Annotated in this window: 10 protein-coding genes; 6 read left to right on the top strand and 4 right to left on the bottom strand. The window is 65.7% G+C overall.

The annotated features are described in order from the left end of the window. Positions 1–279: 279 nt before the first annotated feature. Positions 280–1,488: an MFS transporter gene (locus tag GGD62_RS10225; protein ID WP_092251639.1), complete on the top strand. Its 1,209-nt coding sequence runs from the start codon at positions 280–282 to the stop codon at positions 1,486–1,488. A 208-nt stretch (positions 1,489–1,696) separates the two neighbouring features. Then, complete coding sequence (locus GGD62_RS10230) at positions 1,697–3,415, top strand: amidohydrolase family protein (RefSeq protein ID WP_183708316.1); 1,719 nt, start codon at positions 1,697–1,699, stop codon at positions 3,413–3,415. A 210-nt stretch (positions 3,416–3,625) separates the two neighbouring features. Here the strand turns inward: GGD62_RS10230 and GGD62_RS10235 are convergent, their stop codons facing one another. Then, the gene (locus GGD62_RS10235) at positions 3,626–4,960 is read right to left on the bottom strand and encodes an MFS transporter (protein ID WP_183708318.1); all 1,335 of its coding nucleotides are present in this window, start codon (positions 4,958–4,960) and stop codon (positions 3,626–3,628) included. 146 nt (positions 4,961–5,106) lie between these two features. Here GGD62_RS10235 and GGD62_RS10240 point away from each other — a divergent pair, with 146 nt between their 5' ends. Genes GGD62_RS10240 through GGD62_RS10255 form a run of 4 tightly spaced genes read left to right on the top strand, consistent with a single transcriptional unit; the run spans position 5,107 to position 9,705 of the window. After that, complete coding sequence (locus GGD62_RS10240) at positions 5,107–5,760, top strand: ABC transporter ATP-binding protein (protein ID WP_183262225.1); 654 nt, start codon at positions 5,107–5,109, stop codon at positions 5,758–5,760. Further along, entirely contained in the window at positions 5,757–8,219 is a 2,463-nt protein-coding gene (locus tag GGD62_RS10245; protein ID WP_183708320.1) for an FtsX-like permease family protein, read from the top strand. The genes GGD62_RS10240 and GGD62_RS10245 overlap by 4 nt, the downstream gene beginning before the upstream one ends. After that, positions 8,209–9,291 carry a lipocalin-like domain-containing protein gene (locus tag GGD62_RS10250; RefSeq protein ID WP_183708322.1) on the top strand — a complete coding sequence of 361 codons (1,083 nt, stop codon included), beginning with the start codon at positions 8,209–8,211 and terminating at the stop codon, positions 9,289–9,291. Before GGD62_RS10245 ends, GGD62_RS10250 begins: the two co-directional genes overlap by 11 nt. A gap of 27 nt (positions 9,292–9,318) precedes the next feature. Then, a complete protein-coding gene (locus tag GGD62_RS10255) occupies positions 9,319–9,705 on the top strand; it encodes an MAPEG family protein (protein ID WP_018316810.1) in 387 nt (128 codons plus the stop codon). A gap of 251 nt (positions 9,706–9,956) precedes the next feature. Here the strand turns inward: GGD62_RS10255 and GGD62_RS10260 are convergent, their stop codons facing one another. From GGD62_RS10260 to GGD62_RS10270, 3 genes are all read right to left on the bottom strand, one after another. Next, positions 9,957–11,150 carry an ABC transporter substrate-binding protein gene (locus GGD62_RS10260; RefSeq protein WP_179733004.1) on the bottom strand — a complete coding sequence of 398 codons (1,194 nt, stop codon included), beginning with the start codon at positions 11,148–11,150 and terminating at the stop codon, positions 9,957–9,959. A gap of 335 nt (positions 11,151–11,485) precedes the next feature. Continuing rightward, the gene (locus GGD62_RS10265) at positions 11,486–14,656 is read right to left on the bottom strand and encodes an efflux RND transporter permease subunit (RefSeq protein ID WP_183708324.1); all 3,171 of its coding nucleotides are present in this window, start codon (positions 14,654–14,656) and stop codon (positions 11,486–11,488) included. Beyond that, positions 14,653–15,858, bottom strand: coding sequence for an efflux RND transporter periplasmic adaptor subunit (locus tag GGD62_RS10270; protein WP_183708326.1), 1,206 nt, complete (start codon positions 15,856–15,858; stop codon positions 14,653–14,655). The genes GGD62_RS10265 and GGD62_RS10270 overlap by 4 nt, the downstream gene beginning before the upstream one ends. Between the last annotated feature and the right edge of the window lie 48 nt (positions 15,859–15,906).

Raw genomic sequence — 15,906 nt, forward strand, 5'->3', positions numbered from 1 at the left:
CCGCTGTCGTCCCTGCCTAGTGCGCAATTGCGCACGGGGCGCAGGGACCCGTAGCCACAAGGAGGAGTTTTGCGGAGATTGTCGTTCGGCACTTCAACCGATCACAATCGAGACATCACGCGGTATGGGGGTCCCTGCTTTCGCAGGGACGACGGCGTGGAGGCACCTCAACGCGCTCTTCTACCACCCGCACTACCTGCCATGCGCCTGCGTTCATGGACAAATAACCGCTCTCCCCGATAGTTTGCGCGCCTTCCAGGGAGTGAAACCGGAATTGCAATGGTCGACGTTCTCGCCGCACCGCAGCAAGGCAAGGCGGACAGCGCGCTACGCACGCTGACCGGAATCTCGATCGCGCATTGGGTCAGCCATTTCCATCTGCTGGTCCTGCCGATGCTGTTCCCTTTCCTCAAGGCGCAGCTCGGCGTCGGCTATATCGAGCTCGGCTTCGCGCTCACCGTGTTCGCGGTGGTGTCCGGACTGACGCAGGCGCCGACCGGCTATCTCGTCGACCATTTTGGCGCGCGGCGAATCCTGCTGGCCGGCCTCACGCTCGGCGGCTTCGCGCTGATCCTGCTTGGTCTGCACCTCAGCTACGCCTCGCTGATCGCCTGCGCCGTGCTGCTGGGCCTCGCCAACAGCGTCTACCACCCCGCCGACTACGCGATCCTGGCCGAGCACATGGACGAGGCACGGATGGGCCGCGCCTTCTCGATCCACACCTTTGCCGGGTTTCTCGGCGGCGCGGTGGCGCCCGCGATCGTGGCTGCACTCGTCACCCTGTCCGGCGGCGTCGGCGCGCTGATCGCCTCGGGTGCGATCGGCATTGCGGTGGCGATGCTGCTGCTCGTCATGAACATTCCCGACGCCGGCGCCAGCAAGAAGAAACCGGGCACGGAGAACGCACCGAAGCAGGCTGTCATCACGCCGGCGCTGATCGTGCTGACGGCGCTGTTCATGCTGCTCAGCCTCTCGGTCGCCGGTATCAACAATTTCGGCGTTGTCGCGCTGATGAGCGGCTATGGCACGTCCTATTCGGCCGCCAACGTCATGCTGACGGCATTCCTTGGCGCCAGCGCCGCCGGCGTGCTGGCCGGCGGTTTTCTCGCCGACCACACCGAACGCCACGGCTATGTCGCCGCGGCCTGCTTTGCCGTGAACGCGGCAATCGTGCTGCTGATCGCGCTCGTGACGCTGCCGGGTTGGGCGCTGACTGCCGCGATGACGCTCGCAGGCTTCCTCTCCGGCGTGATCGCCCCCTCGCGCGACATGCTGGTGCGCAACGCAGCACCTCCCGGCGCCGCGGGGCGCGCCTTCGGCATCGTCTCCACCGGCTTCAATCTCGGCGGCATTATCAGCCCGCTACTGTTCGGCTGGATCATGGACCAGAGCGCACCGCACTGGGTGTTCGGCGCGTCCGTGATCTTCATGGTCGCGACGGTGGCGCTGTCGCCGTTCACGGAGCGGAAGCGGGCCAAGGCAAATTGAGTCGCCGGTATCGCCACAAATTGAGCTGTCGTCCCCGCCTAGTGCGCAATTGCGCACGGGGCGCGGGGACCCATAACCACAGGGAGAAGTTGCGGCACGAGGTGGTCACTCCGAGTCGTCGCAAAACATCTCCCCGTGGTTATGGGTCCCGGGGGCGCGCTTGTCTGGGACGACGACAAGAAGCAAGAAACAAAACGGGAAGAAACACATGAGCAATCCTGATCTGGTGATCCGCGGCGGCACCGTTGCGGATGGTCGCGGCGGCGAGCTGTTCGAGGCTGATGTCGCCATCACCGGCGGGAAGGTCAGCGAGGTCGGCAAGGTCTCTGGCAAAGGTGCCGAGGAAATCGACGCACGCGGAAAACTGGTGACGCCGGGTTTCGTCGACGTGCACACCCATTACGACGGTCAGGTCACCTGGAGCCAGGACATCACGCCGTCCTCGCAGAACGGCGTCACCACCGCGATCATGGGCAATTGCGGCGTCGGCTTTGCGCCGTGCAAGCCCGCCGACCACACCCGCCTGATCCAGTTGATGGAAGGCGTCGAGGACATTCCCGAGCCTGTCCTGAGCGCCGGCATTCCGTGGGCGTGGGAGAGCTTTCCGGACTACATGAACTGGCTCTCCAAGCGCGATTTCGACATCGATGTCGGCGCGCAGCTGCCGCATGCGGCGCTGCGGGTCTATGTCATGGGCGAGCGCGGCGCGCGCCGCGATCCATCGACCGCGGAGGACAATGCCGCGATGGCGAAGCTCGCGGGCGAAGCGGTTCGCTCCGGCGCGCTCGGCTTCTCGACCTCGCGCACGCTCAACCACCGCACCTCGACCGGCGACTTCACACCGACGCTGAAGGCCGGCGAGGACGAGCTCACCGCGATCGCAGGTGCGATGCACAGCCAGGGCCGCAGCGTGCTGCAATTCGTGCTCGATCTCTCCACTATCCACGAAGATTTGCCGATGATGCTGCGGGTCGCCGACACGACGAAGTGTCCGATCTCGTTCTCGATCACACAGAACGACAGATCGCCGAACCGCTGGCGCCAGACGCTGGACGAGATCAATGCAGCGGCGAAGCGCGGCCTCTCCATCACCGCCCAGATCGCGGCGCGCCCGGTCGGCCTGCTGCTCGGGCTCGAGCTGTCGCGCAATCCGTTCCAGACCCATCCGAGCTACAGGGCGATCGCGCATCTTCCCTTGAAGGAGCGGCTGGCGCGGCTGCATCAGGGCGATGTGCGCAAGGCGATCCTGAGCGAGACGGCAACCGCCACCGACGATCCACTGTTCTTCCGGCCCAACTACGACAAGATGTTTCTGCTCGGCGATCCCCCCGATTACGAGCAGCCGCCCGAGAACGCGCTGGGGCCGCAGGCGCGCAAGCAGGGCCGTCAGCCGGAAGAGCTCGCCTATGATGCGATGCTGTCGGACGAGGGCCGCGGCATGCTCTACGTGCCGTTCCTCAACTATGCCGACGGCAATCTCGACGCGACGCGCGAGATGCTGATCGACCCGCAATCGGTGCCGGGCCTGTCCGACGGCGGCGCACATTGCGGCATCATCTGCGATGCGAGCTTCCCGACCTATCTGCTGACGCACTGGACGCGCGACCGCACGCGCGGCGAGAAGCTGTCGATCCCGTTCGTGGTCGCGGCGCAGGCGCGCAAGACCGCGCTCTCGGTCGGCCTCACCGATCGCGGCCTGATTGCGCCCGGCTACAAGGCCGACGTCAACGTGATCGACTATGACCGCCTGCATTTGCATCCGCCGAAGGTGCACTACGATCTGCCGGTGGGCGGGCGGCGGCTGTTGCAGGACGTCGACGGCTACGAGGCGACGATCGTCTCAGGCGTGGTGACGCGGCGACACGGCGAGGCCACGGGCAGGCGGCCGGGGAAGTTGATTCGTGGGGCGCAGGGGCTCGCGAGCTAGCGGCGTTGTTGCTTACCCTCCCCTGGAGGGGTCCGGGACGAGCGTAGCTCGCCCGTAGGTCGGCTCACATGGAGCGCAGCGAAATGTGAGACGGGGTGGAGTGACAGTCTCTCCCCAACCAACGGAGCCCGAGCGGAGAGATCACCCCACCCCGCTCGCGCTTCGCGCGATCGACCCTCCCCCTCCAGGGGAGGGTAAGAGAGCAGCCCCTTACGTCGGCGACACCACGCCCTTCAGCGCAGCTGGCTGCGGGGCGGCACCGCGCGTCAGCCTGGCCTTTTCCGAGTTCGGCCACAGCAGCAGCAGGCCGAGCAGGCCGGAGCCGACCATGATCACGGCGTTGATGGTGAAGCCGGCCATGTAACCATCGACCGTGCTGCCGGCACGCTGGATCATCGCCCCCATCACGGCCGGCGCGATGATGCCGGCCAGCGTGTAGAGCGCACCGTAGATCGCGAGGATCGCGCCGCGCTGCGACGTCGGCGTGAACTCGCCAAGCATCGGCGGGCAGACCACATAGATCGCCCCGCACAGGCCAGAGCCGACCACGAGCAGCGCGATCTGGAGGCCCGCGCCCTGAACGTGCGGCATCGTCGCCAGAATCAACCCGCCGATCACCAGCGGCACCGAGCCGAGCACGCCGCGCGCCACGCGGGTGTTGTAGCCGCGCGCCATCATCACCTGCGAGATCCATCCGGTGAGAATGACGATGGTGGCGCCGAACACCCAGGGCAGGATCGAGATGAAGCCGGCCTGGCTCTGCGAGAAGCCGAGCCCCTTGACGATGAACGGCGTGAACCAGGTCAGGCCGAGCGAGAGCGCCCAATAAGCACCGAAGGTCGCCGCGACACAGCCGATGAAGGTGCGAGAGGTGAGAAGCTGCAAGTAAGGGATCTTCTGCTCGGTCGCGGCCAGGACCTGCGTGTCCTCCAGCGGGCCTTCCTTGCCGAGCGCGAGCCAGGCACACACCCAGATCAGGCCGACGACGCCGAGCGCGCCGAAGGCGTAGTGCCAGGAATGGTTGACGATGATCCAGTTCAGCGCCGGCACCGCGAGGATGACGCCGAAGGCCGAGCCCTGCGACAGGATCGCGGTCGGCAGCGTGCGCTTCTCGTCGGGGAACCATTTGTAGATGGCGTGCGCGGCGACCGAGAAGGCCGGGCCTTCGCCGGCACCCAGCACGATGCGGCAAATCAGCAGCGTGGTGAAGGAGACGGTGCCAACCATCGGAAACTGCGCCAGCGCCCAGATCACTGCGAGCACGAGCAGCACCCAGCGCGTCGGCACCTTGTTGACGATGAAGCCGACCACGATGGCGGCGATCGAGAACAGGAAGAAGAACGAGGAGCCGAGCAGGCCGAACTGCTCCGGCGTGAGCTTCAGATCGGTCATGATCGGCACGCCGGCGAGACCGACGACGATCTTGTCGGCGAAGTTCACGACCATGAAGAGGAAGAGGAGAAACGTGACGGTCCAGGCACCCTTTGGCGTTCCCTTGGTCCCGATCGCCTTGCCGGCTCCCTCCGTCGTTCCCTCAACGCTCATGATTCTCCCCCGTCGATGTCTTTTGGCACTTTTTTGATTTGGCTGTCTTGGGAGCTAACAACGGCTTCGAGACCAACGCAACCCGGCATTTCCGCAGCAAGTGTGCTACGCAGCAATTCCGCTAATTCCGCCCGGCGCCATTCATCGTGTTGAGCATCAAGAATCTCTCCAAGACCTTCTCCTCGGCCGGCGAGCCGGTCCATGTGCTGCGCGGCGTCGATCTCGACCTCAGGGCCGGTGAACGCGTCGCGCTGACGGGTGAGTCCGGCAGCGGCAAGAGCACATTGTTGCACCTGATCGCGGGACTCGATGCCGCCGATGGCGGCGCGATCCGGCTAGAGGACATTGAGGTCACCGCGCTGTCCGATGCAGGGCGCGCCAGCTTGCGGCGCGACCGGATCGGTCTGGTTTTTCAGCAATTCAACCTGATCCCGAGCCTGTCGGTCGCGGACAATCTGGCCTTTCAGGCGCGGATCGCCGACCGTCACGATGCAGCCTGGACCAAGGAGCTGGTCGAACGGCTCGGGCTCGGCGCTCTCCTGAAGCGCTATCCCGAGCAATTGTCCGGCGGCCAGCAGCAACGGGTCGCGATCGGCCGGGCGCTGGCGACAAGGCCGTCGCTACTGCTGGCGGATGAGCCGACCGGCAATCTCGATGAGGCCACCGCCGAGAACGTGCTGGCGCTGACGCGCGACCTCGTCGCGCGCACCGGCTGCGGCTTCCTGATGGTGACCCATAGCCTGCATCTGGCCGGCACGCTCGACCGCCATCTCACCCTGCATGCGGGGCGGATCGCATGAGACGCGCGCTCTGGGTGCTCGCGGTGCTGCTCAGCCATTGGCGGCGTCACAAGATGCAGTTCGCGACGCTGCTGGTCGGGCTGATCGCGGCGACCGCGCTGTGGAGCGGCGTGCAGGCCATCAACCAGCAGGCCCGCAACGCCTATGACCGCGCCGCCGCGACGTTCGGCGGCGTCCGCACCGCGATGCTGGTCGCGCCTGCTAGCGCGACATTTCCCCAGGAGCTGTTCATCAAGCTCCGCCGCGCCGGCTGGCCGGTGTCGCCGGCGCTGGAGGGCCGGGTCCAGATCAACGGACGTTCGGTGCGGCTGCTCGGGATCGAGCCGGTGACGCTGCCGCTCGAAATCGGCAATGCACCGCGTCTCGGCGCTGCGGATTTGGGCAGCTTTGTTGCACCGCCGGGCCAGACATTGGTGGCGCGGGAGACGCTGAGCGACTTGCAGGAAGCGGAGGGTGCTGCGCCCCCGATCAGCAACGGCGCGAAATTGCCGCCGCTGCGCGTGCTGCCGCAGCTCGCGCCCGGCGTGCTGGTGGTCGATATCGGCGTGGCGCAGCGTCTGCTGAACAAGCCGGATCAGCTGTCGCGGCTTCTGATCGGCAAGCCCAAGAGCAAGCCTGCGCCGCTGGCAAGCGTGGTCGGCGACCGATTGCAGCTGGTCGAGCCGAACGCGGAGACCGAGCTGGAACGCCTCACCGACAGCTTTCACCTCAACCTCACGGCGTTCGGCCTGTTGTCGTTCTTCGTCGGCCTGTTCATCGTCAACTCGGCCGTCGGCCTCGCTTTCGAGCAGCGGCTGCCGATGCTGCGAACGCTGCGCGCCTGCGGCGCCTCGGCGCGGCTGGTCAACACCGTGCTGGTAATCGAGCTCGTGGCGCTGGCGCTGATCGCCGGCCTGATCGGGCTCGTCTGCGGCTATTTCATCGCGGCCGTGCTGCTGCCCGACGTCGCGGCGTCACTGCGCGGGCTCTATGGCGCTCAGATCCCGGGGCATCTGACCTTACAGCCTGAATGGTGGCTCGCCGGCATCGGCATCAGCATTGCGGGCGCGCTCGTTGCGGCGGCGACCAGCCTGATCAAGGCGATCAGGATGCCGGTGCTGGCGACCGCGCAGCCGCACGCCTGGCAGCAGAGGCAGCGCCGCTGGCTGATCCTGCAGAGCTGTGCGGCCTGCGCCGTGTTCGCGGTCGCGCTGCTGTTGCTTCAGTACGGGCAATCCCTGATCGCGGGCTTTGGCGTGCTGGCGGCGCTGATGTTCGGCGCGGCGCTGATCCTGCCGGCGCTGCTCGAGATCATCCTGCTCGCGGGTCAGCGCGCCGCGAGAAAGCCGCTTGCGCTGTGGTTCTGGGCGGACAGCCGGCAGCAGCTTTCCGGATTATCGCTCGCGCTGATGGCGCTGCTGCTCGCGCTCGCCGTCAATGTCGGGGTGTCCACCATGGTGGAAACCTTCAGCCGCACCTTCCTCGGCTGGCTGAACGGACGGCTCGCAGCCGACGTCTACATCAGCGCCTCCGACAATGCGCAAGGCGTTGCCATCCGCAACTGGCTGCGCGAGCGCAGCGACGTGCAGGCGATCCTGTCGGGCGGCCGTGCCGAGGCGCAGGTTCAGGGCCAACCGGTGGAATTGCTCGGCCTGCCCGACCACGCGCTCTATCGCGAGCGCTGGCCGCTGCTGGAAGCCGCGCCGCGCGGCTGGAGCCGGCTCGTGCCGGGCAATGCCGCCTTCATCAGCGAGCAGCTCAGCCGCCGCCTCAACGTCCGCATCGGCGACGTCGTCGAGGTGCCGGCACCTAGCGGAACATGGCAGCTCGACATCGTCGGCATCTATGCCGATTACGGCAATCCCAGAGGGCAACTCACCGTCAACGTCGCGGCGCTGATCCGGCAGTTTCCGCAGACGCCACAGACGCGGATCGGCCTGATCGTCGCGAAGGAGAACATTCCCGGCCTGATCGCGGCCTTGCAGAAGCAATTCGCACTCGACGACCGCAGTGTGGCCGACCAGGCGACGGTGAAGGCCGAATCGATCCGCATCTTCAACCGCACCTTTGCAGTGACCTCGGCGCTGAATGCGTTCACGCTCGGTGTCGCCGGGATCGCGCTGTTCACGAGCCTGCTCACGCTGGCGAACTCCCGCCTGCCGCACCTCGCGCCACTGTGGGCGATCGGCATCACCCGGCCGCGCCTGGCCGCGATCGAATTGACCAAGACGCTGTCGGTGGCGCTGTTCACGGCGCTGCTCGCCGTGCCGCTCGGCCTCCTGGTGGCGTGGTGCCTGATCGCGATCGTGAACGTGAAGGCGTTCGGCTGGCGGCTGCCTTTCCACGTATTCCCGCTGCAGCTGGTTGAGCTGGTCGCGGTCGCGCTGCTCGCGTCGCTGCTTGCGGCGCTGTTGCCGGTGGTACGGCTGGCGCGGATGCAGCCGGAAAATCTCGTCAAGGTGTTTGCCAATGAGCGCTGATCGCATGTCGCGCCGCGCCTTCGCCGGCGGCATCGCCGCGCTGGTGCTCGCACGCCGCGCCAGCGCGCAGGGCTATGCCGGGCTCGGTGAGAAAGCGGATGGCTTTGGGAAGGTGACGCCGGGAAAGCTGTTTGCTTTTCCTGGCGATCACGGGCCGCATCCGGAGTTTCGTATCGAATGGTGGTATCTGACGGCAAACCTCGTCGACGGCAGCGGCGCGGCGTGCGGCCTGCAATGGACGCTGTTCCGTCAGGCGGCGCAGCCGGGCCCGCAAGGCGAAGGCTGGGCCAATCAGCAGGTGTGGATGGCGCACGCCGCGGTGACGCGCGCCGACACCCACCGCTTCAACGAAGTCTTTTCACGCGGCGGCGTGGGGCAGGCCGGCGTCACGGCAAAGCCGTTCGATGCCTGGATCGATGATTGGGAGATGAAGGGTTTTGAGCGCACCGACGATCGCACTTTGGCGCCGCTGGCGCTGAAGGCGTCCAGCACCGATTTCAGCTACGCCCTGACGCTGGAGGCCGACCGGCCGGTTGTCCTACAAGGCGATCGCGGCTACAGCCGCAAGTCGGAGCGTGGGCAGGCGTCCTATTATTACAGCCAGCCGTTCTACCGCGCCCGCGGCACGCTCACCATCGACGACAAACCGGTGGACGTGACGGGCCAGGCCTGGATGGACCGCGAATGGAGCAGCCAGCCGCTCGACGCCGACCAGACCGGCTGGGACTGGCTGTCGCTGCATCTGTCGTCCGGCGACAAGCTGATGCTGTATCGGCTGCGACAGAAGGACGGCAAAGACTATCCGTTCGGCAACTGGATCAGCGCTGCCGGCGAAACGCAGATGATCGCGGGAGGCGACATCCAGATGATCCCGAAGGCGACGGCGGAGGTTGCGGGACGCAAGCTGCCGGTGGAGTGGCAGATCGCGATCCCGTCGCGATCGTTCTCGATCCACTGCAAGCCGCTCAATCCCAGGGCCTGGATGGGGACCGGCTTCTCCTATTGGGAGGGGCCGATCAGCTTTGCCGGGACGCATGACGGCGTTGGCTATCTCGAGCTGACCGGGTATTGAAGCGCGGTCTGTTTGAAGGAACCAGCGATGTATCATTTCACCGCCCTCGTCACGCTGCTGGCGATCGCGTTTTATTTCTTCACCGCCATCAACGTGTCGCGCTCGCGCACCAAGACCGGCGTCAAGGTGCCGGCGATGTCCGGCCATCCGGATTTCGAACGCGCCTTCCGCATCCAGATGAACACGCTGGAATGGATGCCGATTGTCCTGCCGGCGCTCTGGCTATTCGCGATCTATATCGGCGACGGCATCGCGGCAGCGATCGGCGCGGTCTGGATCATCGGCCGCGTCGTCTACTTCATCGGCTATACGAAGGCGGCAGCCAAGCGCGGCACCGGCTTTGCGATCCAGGCGCTCGCCGCCATGGCGCTGTGGGCGGGGGCGCTTGGAGCGGTGGTGTTGCGGATGGTGTGAGGGATGATCTGCGGCCCCACGTTTCGCTGTCGTCCCGGACAAGCGTAGCGAAGCGGAGCGCTGATCCGGGACCCATACTCACAGGGAGAGGTTTGGCGAAGACTCGAAGTTATCAGCCCGCGCGACAACTTCCCCCTGGGGTTATGGGTCCCCGCGTTCGCGGGGACGACAGAGAGTTTGTGGCACGAGCGTGGGTCCCGGCTCTGCGCAGCAGCGTTTTACGCTGCAGCGCGTCCGGGACACGAGAGCCGTCACTTCGTCAGCGGGCAGCCGCTTTCCTTGGCCGTGAAGAAGGCCTTGTCGCCGGGGACGGTGGCGAGCAGCTTGTAATAGTCCCAGGGCTTCTTCGATTCCGAGGGTTTCTTGACCTCGAACAGATACATGTCGTGGACCATGCGGCCGTTCTCGAGCACCTTGCCGCCCTGCGCGAAGTCATCGTTGACCGGGAGTTCCTTCAGCTTCTTGGCGACGGCTTCCGGATCCTTGGTGCCGGCGGCCTTGACCGCCTTGAGATAGCTCAGCGTCGCGGAGTAGGTGCCGGCGTGGATCATGCTCGGCATCCGGCCGGTGCGTTTGAGGAAGCGTTCGCCGAGATTGCGGGTCTTGTCATTGAGATCCCAGTAATAGCCCTCGGTCAGCACCAGGCCTTGCGCGGCCTGCAGGCCGAGGCCGTTCACTTCGGCAAGCGTCATCAGCAGGCCGGCAAGCTTCTGCCCGCTGGCGACGATGCCGAACTCGGACGCCTGCTTGATCGAGTTGGTGGTGTCGAGGCCGGCATTGGCGAGACCGACGATCTTCGCCTTCGAGCTCTGCGCCTGCAGCAGGAAGGAGGAGAAGTCCGACGAGTTGAGCGGCACGCGCACCGAGCCGACCACCTTGCCGCCATTGGCGGTGACGATCTCGCTGGTGTCCTTCTCCAGCGCGTAGCCGAAGGCGTAGTCCGCGGTGAGGAAGAACCAGGTGTCGCCGCCGGCCTTGGTCAGCGCACCACCGGTGCCGACGCCGAGCGCGCGGGTGTCGTAAGCCCAGTGGAAGCCGTAGGGCTGGCACGCATCGCCGGTGAGTCGCGAGGTCGCCGCGCCGACGACGATGTCGATCTTCTTCTTTTCCTTGGAGAGCTCGTGGATCGCGAGCGCGACCGAGGAGGTCGTCAGCTCCGTGATCATGTCGACGTTCTCGACGTCGTACCAGCGCCGCGCGATCGAGCTCGCGAGGTCAGGCTTGTTCTGGTGGTCGGCGGTGACGAGCTCGATCTTCTGGCCGAGCACCTCGCCGCCAAAATCCTCGATCGCCATCCTGGCCGCCTCGACCGACCATTTGCCGCCGTAATCGGCATAGACGCCGGATTGGTCGTTGAGGATGCCGATCTTGACGCCTTGCGCGGAGGCCGGCGCCGCCAGCACCAGAGCAGAGGTTGCGACGGCGGCCAAAAGTGCTGATTTCATCTGTTAGCTCCCAGCAGTTTTCTGTTTTGAAATCGCGCGGATACTAGTGAAGAACCCCGCGCCTGCCCATCCATTTCAAGTTGGTCGTTAGTATGGGCGTGTGCCAATTGGCATCGCGGGTGGCGCGACAAAATGAGCTGTCGTCCCGGACGAGCGAAGCGAAGATCCGGGATCCCGGCGCGAGCGCTTGCGCTCGTCGCCATAACCACAGGGAGAGGTTTGGGGCGAACCTGGTTACTCCGAGTCTTCGCCAAACTGCTCCCTGTGGCTATGGATCCCCGCTTTCGCGGGGACGACACTTGGAGTGAGGGGAAGCAAGTGGCCGCCACCGACAACTAGGGGCCTGCCACCTGCGGCTTCTTCCCCTCATTCCGCCTTTCCGCCAGGTTCCGCACCACCACGTAGAAGATCGGCGTGAACAACAGGCCGAACAGGGTGACGCCGATCATGCCGAAGAACACGGCGACGCCGACGGCCTGCCGCATTTCCGAGCCGGAGCCGCTCGATATCACCAATGGCAGCACGCCGAGGATGAAGGCGAAGGACGTCATCAGGATCGGTCGCAGGCGCAAGCGGCAGGCGTCGATCACCGCCTCCAGCCGCGGCTTGCCTTCGTTCTCGATGTCGCGCGCGAACTCGACGATCAGGATCGCGTTCTTGGCCGCCAGCCCCACCAGCACGACGAAGCCGATCTGGGTGAGGATGTTGACGTCCTGGCCCATGATGCGCACGCCGATGGTGGCAGCGAGCAGGCACATCGGCACGATCAAAATCACCGCGAACGGCAGGGTCCAGCTGCCATATTGCGCAGCGAGCACGAGGTAGACGAACAGCACGCAGATCGGAAACACGTAGAGGCCGGCATTGCCGCCGGTGATCTGCTGATAGGACAGATCGGTCCATTCGAAGGTGAAGCCGCTCGGCAAGGTGTCGTCCGCCAGCTTCTTGATGGTGTTGAGCGCCGTGGTCGAACTGGTGCCCGGTGCCGGCTCGCCCTGGAGCTCGGACGCCGCATAGAGATTGTAGCGCGCGACGCGGTCGGGACCCGAGACGTCCCTGAACTCGACCACGCTGCCGAGCATCACCATGTCGCCGGCGGCGTTGCGCGTGCGCAGGCGTGCGAGGTCGCTGGGCTCTTTCCGGAACGGGAAGTCGGCCTGCGCGGTGACGTGATAGGTGCGGCCGAACAGGTTGAAGTCGTTGACATAGGTCGATCCGAAATAGCTCTGGATCGTGTCGTTGATATTGGAGATGGGAACACCGAGCTTCTGCGCCTTGGTGCGGTCGATGTCGACGAAGAGCTGCGGCGTGTTGGCCGAGAACGGCGAGAACACCGTGGGGCCGAGCAGCGATGGCGATTTGCGCGCCGCGGCGACCAGCTCGTCGGTGGCCGCGGCGAGCAACTCAGGCCCGCGGCCCTGGCGATCCTGGATGCGGATGGTAAAGCCGCCGCCGGTGCCGATGCCAGGCACGGCCGGCGGCGGAATCACGATGATGAAGGCGCCTTGGATCGCCTGCAGCCGCTTGCGCAGCTCGCCGGTGATGGCGTTGGCCGTCAACCCTTTCTTGATCCGCGCCTCCGGTTCATCGAACACCGGGAACAGCGCCGCGGCATTACCCGCCTGCGTGCGCGTCGCGCCGGAAAAGCCGGCAAAGGCCGCGACGCGGACGATGCCAGGCGTGTCCAGCGCGATCCGCTCGATCTCGCGCACGACCTCGGTGGTGCGCGCCAGCGATGCTGCTCCGGGCAATTGCACGGAGACGATGACATAACCGCGGTCCTGCGCGGGGATGAAGCCCTGCGGGGTCGTCACGATCAGCCAGCCGGCGCTGCCGATCAGCGCGACGTAGATCAGGATCATCACCACCGCATGGCGGATGACGAAATCGGCGAGGCCGGCATAGCCGTGCGCCAGCCGGTCGAACACACGGTTGAAGACCGCGGTGAAGGCGCCCCACGCCCGCGCGACGACATTCCAGCTTGCCGGCGGCCGCTTCTCCTCGTGCGGCACCAGGATCTGCGAGGCCAGCGCCGGCGACAGTGTCAGCGAGCAGAAGCAGGAGATCGCCGTCGCGACCGCAATGGTGACGGCGAATTGCTGGAAGAACTGCCCGGAAATACCGCCCAGAAACGCGGTCGGGACGAACACCGCGCACAGCACCAGCGCGATCGAGACCAGCGCGCCGCCGACCTCCTCCATGGTCTTGAGCGCGGCGTCGCGCCGGCTCATGCCGTGCTCGAGATGGCGCTCGACGTTCTCGACCACCACGATGGCATCGTCGACCACGATGCCGACCGCGAGGACGAGACCGAACAAAGTGAGATTGTTGATTGAGAAGCCCAGCGCCGCCATCACCGCGAAAGTGCCGACCAGCGACACCGGGATCGCGATGATCGGTATGATCGCGGGCCGCCAGCCCTGCAGGAACACCAGCACGACGATGACCACGAGCAGCATCGCCTCGTAGATGGTCTTGATCAGCTCGTGGACGGACTGGGCGATGAACTCGGTCGGGTTATAGCCGATATTGTAGTCGAGACCTTTTGGGAAGCTCTCCTTCAGCCTCGTCATGGTGTCGGAGATGTTCTTTGCCGTCGCGAGCGCGTTCGATCCCGGCCGCTGCGTCACCAGCATGGCGACGGCGGATTTACGCAGCAGGAAGCTGTTGGTGCTGTAGGCGAGCGCGCCGAGCTCGATGCGGGCGACGTCGCGCAACCGCACCACGCGGCCGTCGGAGCCGGCCTTGATCAGGATGTCCTCGAACTGCTTCAGGTCCTTCAGGCGGCCGGTGAAGGTGAGGTTAGGCTGGAAGGCGCGGTCGGCAATCGGCGGCTCGGCGATCTGGCCGCCCGCAATCTGCACGTTCTGGGCGCGGATCGCGGCCAGAACCTCGGCCGAGGTCAGGCCGAGATTGGCAATTCTATCGGGGTCGAGCCACAGCCGCATCGAATAGTCGCGCGCGCCGAAGATCTGGATGTCGCCGACGCCGTCGAGACGCAGCAGCTGGTCGCGGACCTGCAGCAGCGCGTAGTTGGAGATGTAGAGCTGGTCGAAGGTGTCGTCCGGCGACAGCATGAACACGACCATCAGGATGTCGGGCGAGTTCTTGCGGGTGGTGACGCCGTTGCGCTGGACCTCCTCGGGCAAGCGCGGCTGCGCGATCGCGACGCGGTTCTGCACCAGCACCTGGGCCTTGTCGAGATCGGTGCCGAGCTTGAAGGTGACGGTGATGGTGAGCTGGCCGTTCGAGGTGGCCTGGCTGTAGAGATACAGCATGTCCTCGACGCCGTTGATCTCCTGCTCGATCGGAGCTGCGACCGTGTCGGAAACGGTCTGCGCGGAAGCGCCGGGATATTGCGTGGTGACGACGACGGTCGGCGGCACCACTTGCGGATATTCGGAGACCGGCAGCGTGGTGTAGGCGATCGCGCCGACGATCAGGAGCACGATCGACAGCACCATCGCCAGGATGGGCTGGTTGATGGAGAGACGACCGAGATTCATGACTTGCCACCGGCCGGGGCTTGCGCGGTCTGCGGGGCTACCTTGGCACCGACACGGGCACGCTGGATGCCGTTGACGATGACGCGGTCCTCGGCCTTCAATCCTTCGCGGATCACGCGCAGGCCGTCATCGAGCGGCCCGAGCACCACGGGACGCGCCTCGACGGTGTCGTCGGGTTTCACCACGAACACGATCTTGCGGGACTGGTCGGTCGCGACGGCAGCATCCGGAATAAGCAACGCCTCATAGGGCGCGCTGCCGATCAGCCTGACACGCCCGAACTGGCCCGGCAGGATCGACAGATCGGTATTCTTGACCACGGCGCGGCTGCGTAGCGTGCCGGTCGAGACGTCGAGCCGGTTGTCGAGGAAGTTGATGGTGCCTTCATGCGACGGCTTGGTTTCGCCGGCGAGCGTCACCTGCACGGGATTGGCCGTATCGCGCGAGCTCGGACGCTTACCTTCGAACCACAGCTTGCTGTATTTGATGAAGGTCGCCTCATCCATGTCGAAATAGACGTAGATCGGGTCGAGCGTGACGATCGAGGTCAGGAGGGTCGAAGAGCCATTGTCGCTGCCCTGCACGAGATTGCCGGGGCTGACGAGATGGCGGCTGACGCGGCCGGTCAACGGCGCCGCCACATGGGTGAATTCGATGTTCAATCTGGCGGCTTTCAGCGCGCCTTCAGCCTGCACCTCCGCCGCATGCGCAGCTTGCAGGGCCTGGCGGCGCTGGTCGACGACCTGCTCGGAGACGGCGCTGGTCTGCACCAGGCTGAGGCCGCGGTCGAGCTCGCGCTTGGCAAGCTCCACCTTGGCGCGGGCATCCGACAGCTGCCCTTCCGCCTGCGTGGCCACCGCCTCGAACGGACGCGGGTCGATCACGTAGAGCAGGTCGCCCTGACGCACGATGGCGCCGTCCTGGAATTCGACCGAGTTGACGAAGCCGCCGACGCGCGGGCGCACCTGCACCTCCTCCACCGCCTCAAAGCGGCCGGTGAACTCGTCCCAATCGGTAACGGTGCGCTTGACCGGCTGGGCGACCGTCACGGGCGCCGGCGGCGGGGCAGCGCCTTGCGAGGCGGGCTGCCCGCAACCGGTGAGCGCGAATGAAGCGACGAGGAGACCCGCTAGTGCGCAATGCCGCGGCTGGACGAATTCGTGCTTTTTGACAAGTCGCTCGCTTCCATCCGGTCCAGCCATCCCAGGTCCTCGCATCGTCCGCATGTCAAAAGCCGCGGAAAAAGCAGG

Source organism: Bradyrhizobium sp. ERR14, assembly GCF_014198235.1.
In the GTDB taxonomy this organism is placed as follows: Bacteria; Pseudomonadota; Alphaproteobacteria; order Rhizobiales; family Xanthobacteraceae; genus Bradyrhizobium.